This window comes from Gallibacterium genomosp. 2 (assembly GCF_000771895.1).
Classification (GTDB): domain Bacteria; phylum Pseudomonadota; class Gammaproteobacteria; order Enterobacterales; family Pasteurellaceae; genus Gallibacterium.
The window spans coordinates 15,189-36,330 of the sequence record NZ_JPXY01000006.1 but is presented as its reverse complement, the minus strand read 5'-3'; the positions used below and the strand labels follow the sequence as shown (position 1 = coordinate 36,330).

Sequence of the window (21,142 nt, the reverse complement as noted above, 5' to 3'; positions counted from 1 at the left end):
TGTATATTTAAACAGTATTTTTACTGTAACTATTTGATTTTTTATTGATATACTAATTTTAATGTCAGATTGGTAGAGAAGAGATAAAATGGCAAGATCATTCCGTGTTTTTTGCCGTCATTGCGGCTATAAGGCATATATCAAAAGATCGGTAAGGGAACACGCCGATCTAACAAAATTGTACTGCGTATGCACTAACCCATCTTGTAATCATTCGTTCGTGCAAAACGTCGAATATGCATACACGACAAGAACATCTGATTTAGTGCAAAACGATTTAATATTAAATTTAATCAATAATCTATCAAAAGACGACAAAAACAAAATTTTCGAACATCTCCAACAAAAAAACCGCTAAAAAGCGGTTTTTTATTATGCTGAAAGTAATTTATCTGTTGCAAGTTGTGCCAAAAAACCACTACGGCTTTTATACTCTGGATGTGTTGCAATAAACGCATCAATTTTATGTAATAACAACGCTGGTAGAGTAATATTAATTTTTTCCGCTTTACCCATTAAATGCGACAAATCAACATCTACAAAAGTAAAAGTAAACCCCTCAAACTCTTTATTATTCATATGTGCTTTTATATCGGTTGGCAAAGGAAACTCTTCACCATCTTCTAACATTCCCTCGATATGAAAAGCGATAGCTTCTTTTGCATTAATATACGCCTCTTCTAATGTATCTCCAGCAGAAAAACAACCTGGCACATCAGGCACAATTACCCCAAAAGCGTGTTTATCATCACCCATTTCAATTCCAATCGGATATAACATATAAACCTCTCTTTTTATAAAAGGGGCTTATTTCAAGCCCGCTTGTTTTAATATTGAATTTACCGTTTTTATTTGTAAATCCTTTTTGGGATGCGGAACTGTTGTCCGCCCTTTCTTTATTGGATGTTTAAATTGATGATGACTACCAACCACATTCACCAAGTACCACCCATCTTTTTCAAGCATTTTTATTAATGTTTTACTATCCACCTTTTATCTTCCTGCCGTTTATTTAGTGGTTATTATACCTACTTTTATTATTATGTCAATAATTTTGTAGGTATAGTGGTTATTATTATATAAAAAGTAATAACAAAAAAGAAAATATTTTGTAAAAATGGAGTGAAAAATCAAGATTTTAAATGACAAATCGCCTCAATAGTATTAAACTCGTCAACGCTAATTATAGCTAATAATATTATTTTCAATGTTATAATTTATCTTATTGGTAGTACAATGATTATGTAAAAAATCTGATTTTTTTAAAATGTAATTTTAGGTGTATTTGGTAAAAAACAGGATAAATTCATTTTATCGAATGGCTGAAATATGAGTTTTTTCAATAAGTTAAATGAAAATACCCCCCCCCCGCACTTCTATAAGTAAAGTGAATTTATGTTTTAATTTACCTTTTATTTTAATGTTTACAAAAAAACTTACACAAAAAACAACAAAGAGCTAAGTAAAAAACACTGCAAATGGAACGCATATTCGCCATTAAAAGGATAAAAAGGCGAGTTCAATAGTGTATCCATTAAACATTTTTAAGGAATTTAAAAAATTTAAGGAGGCGATAAGCCATGAACAAGATCTATAAAGTTATATTTAATCGCAATAAAAATCGCTATGAAATTGTGTCTGAATTAGCGTCTAGCCGTGGTGGTAAATGTAAAGTTAAGGCTGGAAAGCAGATTGCTAAACTTTTTATGACTGGCTTATTAGCCACTTTCCTTAGTAGTGTGGCATTAGCGGCAGATGAAGAAGTTAAGGTTAAATATGATACTACTACAGGTATGATTAAAATTGTTAAAGCAACTAATGAAAGTGATGTTTTAGCAACTTATGCAGTAGGGGGGAAAATAGCCGAAATTACTGGTAATGGAACAGATAATCCAGCAAACACTATAGCACTAGGACAGAATAGTACAGTTTTACAAAGCAATACGATTGCTATTGGTACCGATGCCCATGCAGGTGATGCAAGTGGTTCATCTACTCAACAAGACGGTAAAATCGCGATAGGTAATAAAACCGTGGCTAGTGGGGATAGAAGTATTGCATTAGGGAATCAGTCAGCCGAGAATAATGGTTCTTATAATATTGTACAGGGCCGAGACTCCATTGGTATTGGTACGTCTACGAGTGTATTTGGTTATTCTGGCGTGTCCATTGGGCGTCGCAATATCATTGGTATTCCAGAGCCTGAAAAGATAAGTTCAGAGGGCGTGCTAACGACAAAGAGTCAAAATAAATCTTATGGAGAGGCAGACCCAGGGGGGAATAGCGTTATTGTAGGTGCCTATAATGTGGCATATGGTAGTCGTTCGAGTATTGTTGGTAGCTTTTCCCGTGCTATGGGCAGTAATAGCGTAGCCATTGGTAGTGGGGTACAGTCTTTAAGCGATGGCAGTATTGCTATCGGTAAAGGGAGTGGTTATGAGTTTAGTAATAAAATCACTACATATGCTCGTTATTGGGAGTTGCCACCAGAATACAAGGTGTTGAAACAGGTACTTAAGACTGATATTCAAGGTGATAAGGAATATAAAAAAGGAAGAAAAACGTTACCTAAGTATGAGAACTATGGTGCTGGTAGCAGTGATCCCGGTGGCTTTATTGTAGAGGGGAAAAATGCGCTGGGTGTTGGTAGCTACACTCAGGTGCGTGGGGACAGTGCCATTGGTTTGGCAACCGGGGAAATGACTGCAGATCTTTCTAAAAAAGATAAGTCTGACTATGCCAAAGATATGGGTAAAATCATGGACATGGAAGAAACCTTGTACGCTGCAAAGGAGAAATTGAAGAGTGATTCAACTAGCGATAAGGAAACACTAGAAGCTGACGTGAAAGCTGCTGAAGAGAGTTTGGCGGCTGCCAAAAAGGCTTTTCGTGAGGAGTACTTGAAAAACTATTCCTTTGTAGAAGGTGAAGCGGCATTAGGTGTAGGGCGTCAAATCTTGGCAAAAGGGGCTCGCTCTATGGCGGTTGGTGATCAGGCTAAAGCTATTTCTAACGATGCTATTGCTTATGGTGGTAAAACGTTGGCAAATGGTACTAATTCGATGGCTATGGGTGGTGCTGCCAAGGTAGGTACAGAGAAACAAAATTATGATAACAGTATGGCGATTGGTTCGCATACCAATGTACAAGCCGGCAATGCGGTAGCATTAGGGGCGTTTAGCCAAGTAACAGGAAAAAACTCGCTAGCACTAGGCTTTGGTAAACAAGATGGTAATAATATTAACTATAATGCCGTGTCTGGTGAAGACTCTACCCTCATTGGTAGTTATGGTACTGTACAAGGAAACAATTCCATTTTAATCGGTAGTAGCGGTAGCATTGCTAATGACCGTGTCGTTGCTTTAGGGAATAATATTAATATTGCAGCGGCAGATCCAAAGGACCAAAAAAATAATACAGCAGGCTCGGTATTCTTAGGGGATCACGCAGGGTATGTGAAAGATTCTGATCTTTCTCGTTCGCTAGGTGAAGTAGATGTAGTAGGCAGTGATAAAAAAATGGAATTAACCGAATCCCTTAGTAGCACCAAAGGGGCATTACGGGATTATACGAAGGATTTCATCTATATTTATATGCTGGAACGGCAAGACGATGGCACCCAAATTGGTGCACCCATAGCGGTTCGTAGCGATTTCGCTGGTGGCAATTCTACCGTTGGTGTTGTGAGTGTAGGCTCTACTTATCAACAAAACTTTGATGGTCCTGAAGACATTAAAGCATATCATGAAAAGGTCGGCTCCCTTATTACAGTACCAGTAGATGTAACCGTGCAAGTGTGGAAAAATGGTATTTTCATAAAAGAGGAACAACAAACCCGTTACTTTGCAGCGGACTTAGAGCGTAAGGATATTTATGCAGATAGCACATTATTGTCAGATACAGATAAGGAAAAGGTATGGAACGCAATTCAAAGTAAAACTTCAACGCCTAATAGCACGTATACCGTATTTGAAACTCGCCGTATCCAAAATGTAGCACCGGGTTTGATTGGCTCCAACTCCACTGATGCAATTAATGGCTCTCAATTATTTGCCACTAACCAAATGTTAGGTAACTTAGTCGGCAGTTTGAAGAAAGCATTAGGCGATAATGTAACCATTACCCCAGATGGAGAAATCGACACGAAAGATGAAGATAATACTCCTTTTACCTTAGGATGGATTGCTAAGGCTGGTTCCGTAGAGGATTCAAATGGCACAGTAGACTATAAAGTTGATAAAGCGGAGGGTGAAACAGAAGAAGCCAACAAAGAGAAAGTAAATAAGCTTAAGTCGACAGGTTATGTTGTAGATGCCGCTAAAACAATGACTTTTAAAGCAGGGAAAAATATCGGTTTAGTACAAAAACCGGGTGAGCTCAGCATTAGCACCGTTGATATGCCAAGCTTTACATCGGTTGAATTACGGGGTAATGAGACAACAACTGATGATGGCAAAAAGGTTACTGAAGTCACTAAAATCGATTCAAGTGGTATGAAAGTGGTAACAGAAACTTCAACACCAGCAAGCGATGGCGGTACGACTCCTACAGTAACAGAAAAAGTTTCCACCACCGTAGGAAAAGACGGAGTGTCTACAGATGGAAGCGTTAAAGTAACGAATGGAAAAGACGGCAATCAGGCAAAAGACCTCGTAACCATTGGTAAAAATGTTGATCCTAACGCACCAGCTGGTACAGATGGTGAAAACGGCACAATTGGCTTAGATGGTAAAAACGGTAGCAGTGCAACTATTACGGTAGACCGTGGTACTAGCTCTTTAGACGATAAGAAGAACATCGGCGGTACCGATCCTGCTAAGATGGATCGCATTACATACACGACAAAGGACAAAGAAAACAATGATGTAACCCACGAAGTGGCAACAATGGATGATGGCTTGTTCTTCTCCGGTGATAGTGCTGATGGCGTAGAATCGAATGGAGTCGATGCGAATACATTCGGTCGTAAATTGAGCCAAGAAACAAAAATCGTTGGTGGCGTAGACCTTGGTTTACAAGCTGATGCAACGGCAGAACAACGCAAAGCAGCGATTGCCGCCAAATTAACAGACGGCAACATCGGCGTTATTTCTGACGGCACTGATACATTAACCGTTAAATTGGCGAAGAATTTAATGGGCTTAGATTCCACAACGTACACTAGCCTTACAACTAAAACAGATGATGGTAATGCTACATCTACTATGAAAGTAGACGGCAATGGTGTGCGTTTCGTAGGTAATAACGATACGGTGAAAAATGATGCACCTAGCCTCACCACAGATGGCATTGATGGTGGCAATAAGCAAATTACCAACATTGATTCAGGACTTAAAAATGGTAATACAACCATTTCCATTTCTGACTTAAAAGATCCTAATAAAACTGCAACCATTAATCCTATTTTGAACAATGCGGTCAATGTAAGTGATTTGAAAACTATCGTTGATGCTGGATTTAAGCTAAATACATCTGGACAACCAACTGACCCTGGTGCAACCACCGTTAGGATTGGTGATACCATTAACATCATTGATGGGGCGAATACGAAAGTGTCAGCCATTACCGCTGAAGATGGTACTCATACATTCCATATGGATGTGAATGGCTTACCAATGTCCTATGTAACCACAGATGGCAAGCCAGTAACCAAGATTGGAGACAAGTTCTACAAAACAGAGGACTTGGAAAATGGCACACCTAAACCAAATAAACAACCATTAACAGACAACGAAGTAAGTAACAATATTTCCCTATTGGATAAAACAGGAAATACGACAGCAGCACCACAAATCAAGAACGTTGGTTCTGGTTTGGTAAATAGTAATAATAAGGCGATGAATCCTAGCGATTTATTAAATACGGCGGACAATGATCCTGTACTGAAGAATGCCGTTAACGCAGGTGATCTTAAACAGGTGGCGGCAGCGGTTAAGACCGAAGTGACTGGTACAGGCAAAGCCATCGTTACGAACACCACCGCACAAGATGGTCATACTATTTACAATGTCCACGTTGATCCTGTAGTAAATGTAGTCGCTGCTGACGGTAAGACACAAGTCGTTCGCGGTGATGACGGCAAGTATTACGATCCAGCAGATATCGAAAACAAAACATTCGTTCCAGATGGTAAAGGCGGCGGTAATTGGTACAATACATCCGATATTGGTGATAATGGTCAACCTAATACAGGTGCGTCAGTACAAAATATTAACCCTGTGGATGTAAAAAATAATTTCGTCAATCCAAATGGCACCGGTTCTATCGTTGTTGACAATGTGAAAAGTGGCATTGGCGGTGAAGTGAAAGACCCCGCTCATAATAATAAAAATACGTTCATTGACAATGTAAACAAAGTGGGCAAAACAACCCCTGATGGCACTGCTACACCAGATGCGATTAGTGAAAACACGGTTGTGAATGCAAAAGATTTGAAAAACCTAGTAGATACTGGTTTCAAATTGAATACGTCTGGACAACCAGCTGACCCTGGTGCGACTACCGTTAAGATTGGTGAAACCATCAAGGTCGTTGATGGTACGAATACGAAAGTATCCGCTATTACAACATCTAAAGACGGCGTACACGCATTCCATATCGATGTGACGGGCATGCCAATTTCCTATACGGATACAGACGGTAATGCACTCACTAAAATTGGTGATAACTATTACAAAAATACAGACATTACCAATGGCGTGCCAAATAAGGATGCCGTGGCAGTAGATCCTGAGAAGGTAACCGACAATATTAAGGTAATCAATAAGGACGGTAGCACTACTAACCCTGGTACGATTTCCAATGTGAAATCCGCTATTGATGGCGTTGTAGGTAATGGGGGACCAAATGGCAGTACTATTAACGGTGAAGGCGGTACGAATACTTTCATCGACAATGTAAATCGCATTGGTGCCGATACGAATGGTATCGATAAAAATAGCGTTGTCACTACTGGTGATTTGAAAAACTTAGCCGACACACCATTGTTCTTTAGTGGCGATGTATCTTCAGCCACTGCTACAAATAATACTTTCAGTCGCAAACTTAGCGAAAAAGTATCCATCGTTGGCGAAGTGAAACATGGGTTAGCAGATACAGCTTCTGCCGAAGACAAAGCAAATGCTATTCGTGCTAAATTGTCTGATGGCAACATTGGCGTCGTATCTAACGGCACAGACACCTTAACCATTAAATTGGCTAAGGAATTGCAAAATCTTACATCGGTAACTACTGGTTCTGGTGATAATACAACCGTTATGAACCAAGATGGCGTAACTATTACAACCCAAACACCTAAGAACGGAGGTAAACCGGCAAGCACTACTGAAACGAAGCTTTCTAAAGACGGTTTAGCAACAGACGGTACCGTTAAAGTAACGAATGGTAAAACTGGCGATAACGCAAAAGACCTTGTTACTATTGCCAAAGGTACAGAAACTGATCAAAACGCAACGGATAAAGAGTTCGGTACAGTGACGATTGATGGCAAGAATGGTTCTAATGCAATATTGACTGTAGATCGTGGCACTAAATCTGTTACTGACTCGGCGAATGTTGGCAAAGATTCAAGTAAACCAGTAAGTGATGATAACCAAGCAGGAATGGACCGCTTGACCTACACCACTACGGGTGCTGATGGTAAGAGCATTATCAACCACGAAGTGGCAACTTTGGATGATGGCTTCTTCTTAACCACAGAACATACCGAAGCAGATAAAACGAGAACAGTGCTATTTAACAACACTATTAAAGTTTTAGATGGCGCTAATACAAAAGTTTCCGCTATGGGTGGCGAAGATGGAACACATACTTTTAGTATTGACGTAACGGGCTTGCCAATGACTTACACCGCAACGGATGCAAATGGTAAGACTCAAGATGTTCATAAAGTAGGCGATACATACACATTAGCGGATGGTACGAAGCTAGTACAAGTAGGAGATAAGTTCTACAAACCTGACCAAGTGGAAGAGGTTAATGGAAAACCGCAGGTAAAAGCTGATCAAGAAGATAAGGATACTAAACTCAATAATGTATCACTTATCAGTCCAGTTGCTAATACAGCCCCAACCTTATCCAATGTGGGTTCTGCATTGAAAAAATCTGACGGTACTCGCATCACTATGAGCGATTTAGATGATAGCAGCACATATCCAACTGATAATCCAATTTGGAATAATGCAGTCAATGTAGGTGATTTAAAAGCAGCGACAGATGCTGCACGCACCGAAGTAACGGGTACTGGTGAAGCATTTGTTACTAGCAAACAAGCTACTGATGGACATACTATTTACAATGTACATGTGGACAAAATCCTATCCCATAAAGATGTGGCTGGGAATGAACTCGTTCGCGGTGGTGATGGCAAGTACTATACCAATGAAGAGATTAAGGATAAAACATACATACCTAGCGAAAATAAATGGTATAGTAACCGTGATATTACGGACGGTAAACCAAATAAAGATGCACAAGCGGTAACGCCTAACCCAGTAGACCAAAGTAATGTAAAAACTAGCTTGGTTAACCCTAATACAGGCGTAGGCACTGGCACGGATACGTCCATGACATTAGATAATGTTAAATCTGGCATCGGTGGCGAGGTGAAAAATGCTGACGGTAACAATACTTTCATTGACAATATCAATAAAGTTGGTAAGAAAAGCGATGATGGTACAGCAGCACCAGATGCCATTAGCGAAAATACCGTTGTGAATGCGAAAGATTTGAAAAATGTAGTAGATACAGGATTCAAATTGAACACGTCGGGCCAAGGTAAGAACCCTGCCGACACGGTTAAGATTGGTGATACTATCCAAGTGGTAGATGGCAAGAATACAACTGTTTCTGCTATTACTAATCCAACCACTGGTGTACATGAATTCCATATTGATGTAACAGGATTACCAGTAACGTACACGGCAACAGAAGGCAAAAATGGTCAACCAGTTGATGTATCCAAAGTAGGGGATACTTATCAATTAGCCGATGGTACGAAGCTAGTTAAATATGGTGATAAGTTCTACAAACCAAATCAAATCGTCAATGGACAACCAGTAGGGGATGCACAAGGCTTCACTATTAATGACGATATTCGTTTAGTAAATCCTAACAATGGCACTGGTCCTGTGAAGATTAGCAATGTAGCACCAGGTGTAGGTGATAATGATGCGGTTAATATGTCACAGTTGAAAAACTTGTCGGCTGGTTCTAAAACGGAAGTGACAGGCACTGGTGCAGCGGAAGTCACTAAGAAAACGGCTAAAGATGGTCACGATATTTACAATGTACATGTAGATAAATTGTTGACTGTTAAACCGGTAACGACTGGCACAGCTATGGAACGTGGTGCAGATGGTAAATACTATGCGCCAAGTGAAATCCAAGATAAAACATTCGTTTCCGATGGCAATGGTGGCGGTTCTTGGTATGCCAAGGATGACGTAGATGAATATGGTACGCCACTAGATGGCAAATCCCCGTTAGCACAACAACCAACAGCATTGGATCCAAATACGTTGAAAACCAGCGTAACCAATCCTAACGGCAATGGTCCAACTATTGTAGATAATGTGAAGAGCGTTCTCGATGGCTCTGGCATTGGCAATGGTGCGGACATGAGTAGCAAGATTGATACTATTGAAAATGGTAAGCCTGTGGAGACAGCTGGTTCCAACCAATTCATTAAGGATTTGACGGGACTTAATCCTACGACTGATGCGGATAAACTTAATTCTGTATCTACTGTAAGTGACCTACAAAAAGTGGCATTAACGCCATTATTCTTTGAAGGGGATACAGCAGAAAGTGCAACTACGAACAATGCGTTCGGTCGTAAGTTAAGTGAAAAGGCAAAAATCGTTGGCGGACAAAAGGACGTTACGAAATTAACGGATAACAACATTGGCGTTGTATCCAATGGCTCCGATACATTAACCGTTAAATTGGCTAAGGAATTACAAGGCCTTACATCGTTAACTACTATTGATGAAACGGATGGTACGAAAACCATCGTATCTGGAAAGGGTGTAACAACTAATGGTAAAGTTGTGGTTAATAATGGTAAAACCGGCGATGAGGCAAAAGAGCTTGTAACCATTGATAAAGGTACAGATGGTTCTGGTACGGATAAGGAATACGGCAAAATCGGTTTAGATGGTAAGAATGGCAGTAATGCGACGATTACGATCGACCGTGGCACGAAATCCTTAAACGACGATGTAAATATCGGCGTTGATCCTAGCCAACCAGTAGGCGAAACAAACGAATCGGCTGCGATGGACCGCATCACTTACACTACAACAGGTCCTAACAACACCGTTATTAACCATGAAGTGGCAACCTTAGATGATGGCTTCTTCTTAACTACATCGAAGGATGTAACCGATAATAAAGCGGCTACTAAGGTGAAACTTAATAATACGATTAAGTTCACAGACGGTGCGAATACGAAAGTATCTACTGTAGATTCCAAAGATGGCATTCATGAATTACACGTAGATGTAACTGGTTTACCTGTAACATATACGGCTAGCGAATTGGATGATAATGGCAAACCTACGAATACACAAAATGTATCTAAAGTAGGCGATACGTACCAATTAGAAGATGGCACGAAACTGGTGAAAGTAGACAATAAGTATTACACACCAGATCAATTGGAAAATGGTACACCAAAACCTGGCGTAAAAGGATTAACTATCGATAATAGCATTCGCGTTATCAATCCAGAACAACCGAATAACAGTGCTAAGATTACTAATGTAGCACCAGGCGAGGCGGATACTGATGCGGTGAATATGTCGCAATTGAAACAACAAGTAGCGGCGGCCACTACAGAAGTAACAGGCACTGGGGCAGCAGAAGTTACGAAAGTAACAGGTTCAAACGGTCAAAATATTTACAATGTTCACGTGGATAAATTAATGACCGTAAAACCTGTGGATGCGAATAGCACCATTGCACGCGGTGGTGATGGCAAGTACTACAATGCTGGTGATATTGCAGGCAAAACATTCGTATCCGACGGTCATGGTGGCGGTAACTGGTATGATGCTAATGACGTAGACCAAGCAACAGGCAAACCGAAAATCGAAGATGATGGCATTACGCCTAAACAACCATTGGCAGATCAACCACAAGCGGTGGATCAAAATACATTGAAAAACAGCGTAGTAAATCCAAATGGCAATGGGCCTACCGTACTGGATAATGTAAAATCGGGAATTGGTGGCGATGCAGGCAATGGTATTAAAAACGGTAGCACCATCGACGGTACAACTGGTAACAATACTTTCATCGAAAACTTGGATAAAGTAGGCAAACCAGCTAACGAAGGTGGTATTGACAAGACGACGGTTGTCAATGCTGGCGACCTTAAGAACCTAGCAGATACCCCATTGTTCTTTAGTGGTGATAGTGCTGATGGTGTGGTTGCAGCAGATGGTACGGATAAAAACACATTCAGTCGCAAGTTGAGTCAAGAAACAAAAATCGTTGGCGGCGTAAACCTTGAATTACAAGATGGTGCAACAGCAAAACAACGCAAAGAAGCGATTGCAGCGAAATTAACAGATGGTAATATCGGCGTTATTTCTGATGGTACTGATACATTAACCATTAAATTGGCGAAAGAGTTGAAGGACCTTGCCTCCGTTAAAGTATCCAATGGTAAAGATGGGAAAAACCTCGTTACTATCGGTAAAGAAGTAGACGATAAAGCCCCAGCTGGCAAAGATGGTGAAAATGGCTTTATCGGTTTAGACGGTAAAAACGGCAGTGAAGCTGTCATTACTATCGACCGTGGTACTAAATCCATTACTGACGAAGCAAACCTAGGGAAAGATCTAAGTCAACCAGTTAGCGGTACCAACAAATCGGCTAACATGGACCGCATTACGTACACTACAAAAGGTGCTAATGGCGACATTGACCACGAAGTAGCGACGTTAGACGACGGATTTATGCTTACTACTTCTACAGATGTAGCTAACAGCAAAGCACCAGCTAACGTGAAGTTGAACAATACCATCAAGTTCACCGACGGTGCGAATACGAAGGTGTCCACTGTAACGTCTAAAGATGGTGTCCATGAATTACATGTTGATGTAACGGGCCTACCTGTGACGTACACGGCGACTAAGACTGATGCACAAGGTAATGTAGTGGGCAATCCAGTGAACGTATCTAAAGTAGGCGATACATACCAAGATGCAGCGGGTAATAAATTGATTAAAGTTGGCGATAAATATTATCGTCCAGATCAATTAGTGGATCCAAATGTACCAAACCCTAAAGTGAAGGACGCTGAAAAAGCAAATGGCTTGACAATAACGGACAGCATTTCTCTTGTTAATAACGATGGCACGACGAACCCTACTACATTGAAAAATGTAGACTCTGGCTTGAAAGATGCTAATGGCAATGCTACAACCTTAGAACAAGCAGTAGGGTCTAATGCCGTTAACGTAGATGATTTGCGCACCATTGGCAAAGCAGCCACTACGGAAGTAACTGGTACTGGTGCAGCAGAAGTAACAAAAACTACGGGTGCTGACGGTCAAAATATTTACAATGTTCATGTAGATAAATTGATGACCGTAAAACCTGTGGATGCGAATACCAACATTGCACGCGGTGGTGATGGCAAGTACTACAATGCCAGTGATATTGCAGGCAAAACATTCGTATCCGACGGACAAGGTGGCGGTAGCTGGTATGATGCTAATGACGTAGATCAAGCAACAGGCAAACCGAAAACCGAAGACGATGGCATTACGCCTAAACAACCATTGGCAGATCAACCACAAGCGGTGGATCAAAATATGTTGAAAAACAGCGTTGTCAATCCAAATGGCGATGGTCCTACTGTATTGGATAATGTAAAATCTGGTATTGGCGGCAAAGTGGTTGACCCTGAACATGAAAATAAGAATACTTTCATGGAAAACGTCGACACTATCGGCAAGGCTAATGGCATTAGCGAAAACACCGTAGTTAATGCTGGCGATTTGAAGAACCTCGTAGACACAGGCTTTAAATTGAACACATCTGGTCACAGTGGCGATGCACAAACCGTTAAGATTGGCGAAACCATTAAGGTCGTAGACGGTGCGAATACGAAGGTATCCGATATTACATCTAAAGATGGCGTTCACGAATTCCATATCGATGTAATTGGCTTACCTATGACGTACACCGTATCCCAAACGGGAGATGCAGGCACTAGTGAAAGCGTATCCAAAGTAGGCGATACGTACCAATTGGCAGATGGCACGAAATTGGTGAAAGTAGGTGACAAGTTCTACAAACCTAGCCAATTAGTGGACCCTAATGCGGAACAGCTAGAAGTAAAACCAGAAGAAGTAGCTAAGAACTGGACTGTTAACGACAGCATTTCCTTGGTGAATAAGGAAGGTTCTAAGAACGCGCCTACGTTGAAAAATGTAGGCTCTGGTTTGAAAGATGCCGCTGGTAATGCTACATCTATAGATCAAGCAGTTGGTACCAATGCAGTTAACGTAGATGATTTGCGCACCATTGGCAAAGCAGCTACAACGGAAGTAACTGGCACTGGCGCAGCAGAAGTTACGAAAGTAACGGGTGCTGACGGTCAAAATATTTACAATGTTCACGTTGATAAGTTGATGGAAGCTAAGTCTACGGAACCAGGTAAGACAATCGTTCGCGGTTCTGATAATAAGTACTACTATGTTGATGATGCATTGAAACAAGCTAATGATGGCAAGTGGTACCCAGCAGATCAAGTCGGTGCTGATGGTAAACCAGCAGATGGTGCAGTAGGCAAAGATACTACCGAATTAACTGTAGTACCTGCAGATAAATTGAAAAACAGCCTTGTAAATCCTAATGGCAATGGCCCTACCGTATTGGATAATGTAAAATCTGGTATTGGCGGCAAAGTGGTTGACCCTGAACATGAAAATAAGAATACTTTCATGGAAAACGTCAACACCATCGGCAAGGCTAATGGCATTAGCGAAAACACCGTAGTTAATGCTGGCGATTTGAAGAACCTCGTAGACACAGGCTTCAAGTTGAATACATCTGGTCACAGTGGCGATGCACAAACCGTTAAGATTGGCGAAACCATTAAGGTCGTAGACGGTGCGAATACGAAGGTATCCGATATTACATCTAAAGATGGCGTTCACGAATTCCATATCGATGTAACGGGCTTACCTATGACGTACACCGTATCGCAAACGGGCAACGCTAGCACTAGTGAAAGCGTATCCAAAGTAGGCGATACGTACCAATTGGCAGATGGCACGAAATTGGTGAAAGTAGGCAACAAGTTCTACAAACCTAGCCAATTAGTGGACCCTAATGCGGAACAACTAGAAGTAAAACCAGAAGAAGTAGCTAAGGACTGGACCGTTAACGACAGCATTTCCTTGGTGAATAAGGAAGGTTCTGACAAGTCTCCTACGTTGAAAAATGTGGGTTCTGGTTTGAAAGACGCTAATGGCAATGATACAACCTTAGATAAAGCAGTAGGGTCTAATGCGGTTAACGTAGACGATTTACGTACGATGGGTAAAGCAGCTACTACAGAAATAACAGGCACTGGTGCAGCAGAAGTTACGAAAGTAACAGGTGCAAACGGTCAAAATGTTTACAATGTTCACGTTGAACGCTTTATGCAGGTGGCTGAAACCGATGTTGAGGGCAATAAAGTCGTAAAAGCTGCGGATAACCACTATTACAAAGAAGCAGACATCAAAAATAAAACCTATATTGATGGTAAGTGGTATAACAATACCGATATCAAAGATAAAACTAAAATAGGTGACAAGTGGTACAATGCAGACGACGTTGTGAACGGCGTACCTAAACCAAATGCAACAGAATTGACTGTACAAGACACAACTCCAAATAAAGCGGTCGGCTTACAAAATAACCTCGTTAATCCGAATGACAATACACCGACACGTTTAAGCAATCTTGCTTCTGCATTAAGCGGAGAGGTGGGCAACGGTGCAGATACGGAGGACAACAGTGCTATCAACGGCATTAATAAAAATGGTAAACCGACAAGTGAATCCGGTAGCAACACCTTTGTGAAAAATGTATTAGACTTAGATGCAACCGTAAAAACAGAGGAACAGTTAAAAACTTCTCTAGGACACGACCCAAGCGAAGATGAAGTAAAAGAGGAAAAGGCACGTGCTGAAAAAGATAAAGCCTTACTCAATTCAGCCGTTACCGTTGCTGATTTACAAAAAACGTTACAATCCCCACTGTTCTTTGAGGGCGACAGTGCTGATGGTGTAGCCAATGAAAATGGTTCAGATAAAAATACATTTGCCCGTAAGTTAAGCCAAAAAACGAAAATCGTTGGTGGCGTTGATTTAGGCTTGAAGGAAAACGCTACAGCAGACGAGCGTAAGAAAGCGATTGCTGAGAAATTATCAGACGGCAACATTGGCGTTATTTCTGACGGCACTGACACCTTAACCATTAAATTGGCGAAAGATTTAACTGATTTACACTCTGTTACAACAACAGACGATAAGGGAAATACTACGCAAATTAATGGAAAAGGCTTAGCCACTACGGCTGATGATGGTAAGGGAAATATTAAGATTACTACTGTCACCAGTGATGGCATTACCATTGTTACAACCGATAAAGATGGCAATAATAGTGTATCTTTAACCAATAAGGGCTTAGATAATGGTCATCACCAAATTATCAATGTAAAAAGTGGATTGCTTGATCGACAAGGTAAGCCTGTTACTTTGAAAGAGGCGTCAGGAGATATTCTTAATAACGCTGTGAATGTGAAAGATTTACGTGATGTCGTTCAAGGGCTAACCGATAGTGGTAAAGGCGGTGGCTTTGGGCTTACTGGTAATAACGGTGAAGTCCATAAGAGCCTTGGCGAAACCATCACACTTAAAGGCGGTATAGCCAATAAGGTAGAAAATGGTAGAGATATGAATAAGCCTGAAAAAGCTACAACGGATAAAAATACCTATATTGATGTGAAAACCAGTAAAAACGGTTCAGAAAAAATAATGGTAGTAGAAATAGCCAAAGATTTAACCGATTTAAATAGTGCTGAATTTACAGATCAAGAAGGTAATACCACGAAAATGAAAGGTGATGGTATTTATATTGATAAAAACGGTGATGGCAACGCTGATATATCATTAACCTCCGAAGGCTTGAACAACGGCGGTAATAAAATTACCAACGTTGCTGATGGAACAGAGGATACCGATGCGGTTAATGTGAGTCAGCTCAACAAGCTTAAACAGGAAATTAAGCAAAATATTGGTGATGAGATTAATGAACTCAATGCTTATGCACCAGTTGTCTATTTGGATAAAGAGGGTAACCGTGTTATCAGAAAAGGAAATAAATTCGTTAAGAAAAATGATGAAACGGCTGAAATTCCACCACAAGATATCCGCTTAAGTTTGGTAAATGCAGATGGTAAAACTACGACTCCAAGCACATTGCAAAATGTGGCTGAAGGGGTTAAAGACACAGACGCTGTTAATGTAAAACAGCTTAAAAAACCGCTAACATTTAATGGTGATGCCGGCTCATCTAGTGCCAAATTAGGTGAAACCGTTGCTATTAAAGGTGGCGCAAATAGTGCTGATTTAACTGATAATAATATCGGCGTGATCGCAAATAGCTCCACTAAGACTTTAAATGTGAAATTGTCTAAGAAACTGAAAGGCTTAGAAAGTGCAGAGTTTGTGGACAATAATGGCAATACCACTAATATTACAGGCGATGGCGTGCATATTAGTGGCGGTAATGGAAGTAACGTGTCATTAACTTCTCAAGGATTGAATAATGGCGGTAACAGAATTACCAATGTTGCGCCGGGTGTGGAAGCAACCGATGCTGTCAATGTGAGTCAGTTGAATCAGGTTGGTGCAGCTTTACATAACCGTATTAATAATGTGGCGAAGGGTGCATATGGTGGTGTTGCTTCTGCTGGTGCAATGGCAAGTTTACCGCAAGCCTATTTACCAGGTAAAAGTATGGTTGCTGCTGGCGCAAGCCATTACCGTGGAGAGTCTGCAGTAGCATTAGGTGCATCTCGTATTTCAGATAATGGTAAGATTATTTTGAAATTAAATGCTAGCCATAATACTTCAGGAAATACAATGGTTGGAGCTGGTGTAGGCTATCAATTCTAGTTGTATTCTGTTATCTTGAGTCAAGAATAACCAACTAATCATTCGGTTAGTTGGTTATTTCATTATTGTAATGAAGACAAAAACACCATTTTAATTAGATAAAATCAATAATAAGCAAAATAATATGGCTATATTGTTTGAGTGGAGAAACGGATGAAAAAAATTATTGTGGCAATATCTGGAGCATCGGGCGTTGTTTATGCCATAGATTTACTGCAATCTTTACGAAAAATAGAACAACCAATAGAGATTCACGGCGTGGTGAGCCATTGGGCAAAAGAAAATTTGCGTATAGAAAGCAAAATGCAATTATCGGAACTATATCAGCTTATGGATTATCACTATTCCAATCGAGATATGACATCAACTATTGCTTCTGGCTCTTATTTAATTGATGCTATGGTTATTGTGCCAGCAAGTATGAAAACCGTTGCAAGCATCGCTTGTGGTTTTCACGATAGTTTGATTGGTCGAGCCGCAGATGTGACTTTGAAAGAACAACGTAAATTAATTATTGTGCCACGTGAATCACCGTTAAGCGTTATTCATTTGGAAAATTTGACCAAATTAGCAAAATTGGGGGCACATATTATTCCGCCTATTCCGGCATTTTATCACCCACCACAATCAGTAGATGAACTCATTCGACAGCAGACAGGGAAAATTCTTGATTCATTAGGAATAGCACATCAATTGATTCCTCGTTGGCAAAGTGGAATTACGGGAACTAAACTACTTTAGTTAACAGATAACAACAATTTTACTTTAAGTGAAGAATAAATTTAGCAGGGCGTAAGAAAATTTCACTGAAAACGGTTATTGCTAATTTAACAAGCGATAAAAATATGCAAAAATAACAAGGTTTATTGATATCCCTCTTAATGAAATGGTTACTAAGATAATCGTTTATTTGTTAGGGAATAGGTTCTAAAGTTTATTTATTGCTTAAATAACCAATTATTTATTACGGAGCAATAAGGAAATATTAAGAAAAAACTTCTTAAATATAGGTTTTTTATGAAAACAACAGCAGAAATTAGACAATCTTACTTAGATTTTTTTCATAGCAAAGGACACCAAATTGTAGCTAGCAGTTCATTAGTTCCAGAAAATGATCCAACTTTACTCTTTACTAATGCCGGAATGAATCAGTTTAAGGATGTTTTCCTAGGAATTGATAAACGTGCTTACCACCGTGCAACTACGGCACAACGTTGCGTGCGAGCAGGTGGAAAACATAATGATTTAGAAAATGTTGGTTATACTGCTCGTCATCACACTTTCTTTGAAATGTTGGGAAATTTTAGTTTTGGTGATTACTTTAAACACGATGCTATTCATTTTGCTTGGGAGTTTTTGACTTCTCCGCAATGGTTAGGGTTACCAAAAGAAAAATTATGGGTCACCGTGTATGAAACCGATGAAGAGGCCTATAACATTTGGCATCAACAAATTGGCGTGCCGGCAGATCGTATTGTCAGAATTGGAGATAACAAAGGCGCACCTTATGCTTCTGATAACTTCTGGCAAATGGGAGATACTGGGCCTTGTGGGCCTTGTACTGAAATTTTCTATGATCACGGTGATCATATTTGGGGTGGTCCTCCGGGTTCTGCTGAAGAAGATGGCGACCGTTATATCGAGATTTGGAATATTGTGTTTATGCAATATAACCGTTTAGCAGACGGCACAATGGAAAAATTGCCGAAACCATCTGTAGATACCGGAATGGGATTGGAACGTATCAGCGCGGTATTACAACACGTTAATTCTAATTATGACATTGATATTTTTAAAGTATTAATAGCTAAAGTGGCAGAAATTACTGGTGAGAAAGATCTTGCCAACAAATCTTTACGAGTAATTGCCGATCATATTCGTTCTTGTGCTTATTTGATTGCTGATGGCGTTTATCCATCTAATGAAGGGCGTGGTTATGTATTACGTCGTATTATTCGCCGTGCAGTGCGTCACGGTCATTTATTAGGAGCAAAAGACACTTTCTTCTATAAATTAGTGCCAACCTTAATTGAAGTTATGGCTCAAGCCGGAGAAATTCTTAAAGAAAAACAAGCGCATATCGAAAAACTATTACGTTTGGAAGAAGAACAATTTGCTCGTACATTGGAACGTGGCTTAGCGTTATTAGATGCTGAATTGGCTTCCTTAAAAGGTGATGTTCTTTCCGGTGAAGTGGCATTTAAACTTTATGATACCTATGGCTTCCCATTAGATTTAACAGCCGATGTTTGTCGTGAACGCGATATTGCGATAGATGAAGATGGTTTCAATCGTGAAATGGAGGCTCAGCGTGAACGAGCGCAAGCAGCAAGCCAATTTGGTATGGATTACAATAATTTAATCCGTGTTGATGGCACTACTGCCTTTGAAGGGTATCACGCAGCAGAAAGTTTAGCCAAAGTGAGCGCAATCTTTGTTGATGGAAAAGAAGTTAATCAGGTTCAAGCTGGACAAAGTGCAGTGATTGTGCTTGAAAATACTCCATTCTATGCGGAATCGGGTGGGCAAATTGGCGATAGCGGTATTTTAGAAAGTGCTGATGTGCTATTCGCTGTAAATGACACTCAAAAGTATGGTCAAGTTTTTGGTCATATCGGCGAGTTAAAAAAAGGCGAAATCAAAGTTGGGCAGACCTTGCACGCTGTTGTTGATGAAAAACGCCGTCAAGCAACTTCTTTGAACCATTCTGCAACTCATTTGCTTCACGCTGCCTTACGTCAAGTGTTGGGAACTCATGTAGCACAAAAAGGCTCTTTAGTTTCCGATAAAGTATTACGCTTTGATTTCTCACAACCTGAAGCGATATCCAAAGCACAAATTACGGAAATTGAACGCATTGTGAATGCGCAAATTCGTGCTAACTACGAAGTCCGTATTGAAGAAATGGATATCGAAGTGGCAAAAGCGAAAGGTGCAATGGCGTTATTCGGTGAGAAATATGGAGATAGGGTGCGTGTGATTACTATGGGCGATTTCTCTATTGAGCTTTGTGGTGGTATTCACGTTAAACGCACAGGTGATATCGGGCTATTCAAAATTGTTTCTGAAAGTGCAATTGCAGCAGGAACTCGCCGTATTGAAGCAGTAACAGGTGAAGAGGCGTTTAATGTGGTATTAGCGCAACAATCCTTACTAACACAAAGTGCGGAGTTGTTAAAATCTGATCTGCCTTCTATTGTCGAAAAAATTCAACAATTGCAGGATAGAGCGAAAAAACTTGAAAAAGAGTTGCAACAATTAAAAGAAAAATCGGCTGTTCAAGCAGTTTCTGATCTAGCACAAAAAGCACAGACTATAAATGGTGTTAAAGTAGTAATAGAATCAGTGACTGGTGTTGATCCTAAATCATTGAGAATAATGGTCGATGATTTGAAAAATCAACTTGGTACAGCAGTGATTGTTTTTGGTGCAACACAGGATGAAAAAGTCAATCTTATTGTTGGCGTTACCCAAGACTTAACCGGTAAAGTAAAAGCTGGCGAATTAGTAAATCAACTAGCACAACTTGTCGGTGGAAAAGGGGGTGGCAGACCAGATATGGCGATGGCCGGTGGTAATGAGCCAGCAAAATTGAACGAAGCATTAGCTTTAGCTCAGCAATTGTTAGCGGATAAGCTATAAAAAATCACCTCCGAAAGGAGGTGAATGACCTCGTGAAATGAACCTATCTGAAGTAACAAGATTGATAAATTTCTAATGGAAAAATACAGGGAAAGGGGTGAATTATGTTAATTCTAACTCGAAAAGTGGATGAGAAATTATTGATCGGTGATGATATTGCTATCAGTGTTCTTGAAATACGAGGAAACCAAGTCAAAATTGGCGTAGATGCACCGAAGGATGTTGCGATTTATCGTGAAGAAATTTACCACAAGGTAAAAGAAACACAGGATAAAGCACAACAAGAAGAGTAATTTTGGCAACTGAAAAATGAG

7 protein-coding genes are annotated in these 21,142 nt (G+C 40.2%); 5 read left to right on the top strand and 2 right to left on the bottom strand.

Features of this window, described 5'->3' with window-relative positions; translation table 11 throughout:
• The first annotated feature begins 88 nt into the window (after positions 1-88).
• Positions 89-358: an ogr/Delta-like zinc finger family protein gene (locus P375_RS12945; protein ID WP_080733648.1), complete on the top strand. Its 270-nt coding sequence runs from the start codon at positions 89-91 to the stop codon at positions 356-358.
• 14 nt (positions 359-372) lie between these two features.
• On the opposite strand, the gene P375_RS00830 is transcribed toward P375_RS12945, so the two are convergent.
• Together P375_RS00830 and P375_RS00825 are read right to left on the bottom strand one after the other, a co-directional pair.
• Positions 373-780, bottom strand: a complete 408-nt coding sequence (locus P375_RS00830) for a type II toxin-antitoxin system HicB family antitoxin (protein WP_013746351.1) — start codon at positions 778-780, stop codon at positions 373-375.
• Between the two features lie 27 nt (positions 781-807).
• On the bottom strand, positions 808-990 hold the full coding sequence (locus P375_RS00825; RefSeq protein WP_039133250.1) for a type II toxin-antitoxin system HicA family toxin: 183 nt from the start codon (positions 988-990) through the stop codon (positions 808-810).
• 590 nt (positions 991-1,580) lie between these two features.
• Here P375_RS00825 and P375_RS00820 point away from each other — a divergent pair.
• The 4 genes from P375_RS00820 (at position 1,581) to csrA (ending at position 21,121) form a co-directional block, all read left to right on the top strand.
• Positions 1,581-17,186, top strand: coding sequence for a YadA-like family protein (locus tag P375_RS00820; protein ID WP_039133246.1), 15,606 nt, complete (start codon positions 1,581-1,583; stop codon positions 17,184-17,186).
• Between the two features lie 153 nt (positions 17,187-17,339).
• Positions 17,340-17,927 (top strand): UbiX family flavin prenyltransferase, encoded by a 588-nt coding sequence (locus P375_RS00815; protein WP_039133244.1) that lies wholly within the window; start codon positions 17,340-17,342, stop codon positions 17,925-17,927.
• A gap of 276 nt (positions 17,928-18,203) precedes the next feature.
• Entirely contained in the window at positions 18,204-20,828 is a 2,625-nt protein-coding gene (gene alaS / locus P375_RS00810) for an alanine--tRNA ligase (RefSeq protein ID WP_039133241.1), read from the top strand.
• Between the two features lie 104 nt (positions 20,829-20,932).
• Positions 20,933-21,121, top strand: coding sequence for a carbon storage regulator CsrA (gene csrA / locus P375_RS00805; protein WP_021462397.1), 189 nt, complete (start codon positions 20,933-20,935; stop codon positions 21,119-21,121).
• Positions 21,122-21,142: the final 21 nt, after the last annotated feature.

Coding starts and splice junctions, on each gene's coding strand:
- P375_RS12945 (WP_080733648.1), top strand. CDS start 89: ATGGCAAGATCATTCCGTGTTTTTTGCCGTCATTGCGGCTATAAGGCA.
- P375_RS00830 (WP_013746351.1), bottom strand. CDS start 780: ATGTTATATCCGATTGGAATTGAAATGGGTGATGATAAACACGCTTTT.
- P375_RS00820 (WP_039133246.1), top strand. CDS start 1,581: ATGAACAAGATCTATAAAGTTATATTTAATCGCAATAAAAATCGCTAT.
- P375_RS00815 (WP_039133244.1), top strand. CDS start 17,340: ATGAAAAAAATTATTGTGGCAATATCTGGAGCATCGGGCGTTGTTTAT.
- alaS (WP_039133241.1), top strand. CDS start 18,204: ATGAAAACAACAGCAGAAATTAGACAATCTTACTTAGATTTTTTTCAT.
- csrA (WP_021462397.1), top strand. CDS start 20,933: ATGTTAATTCTAACTCGAAAAGTGGATGAGAAATTATTGATCGGTGAT.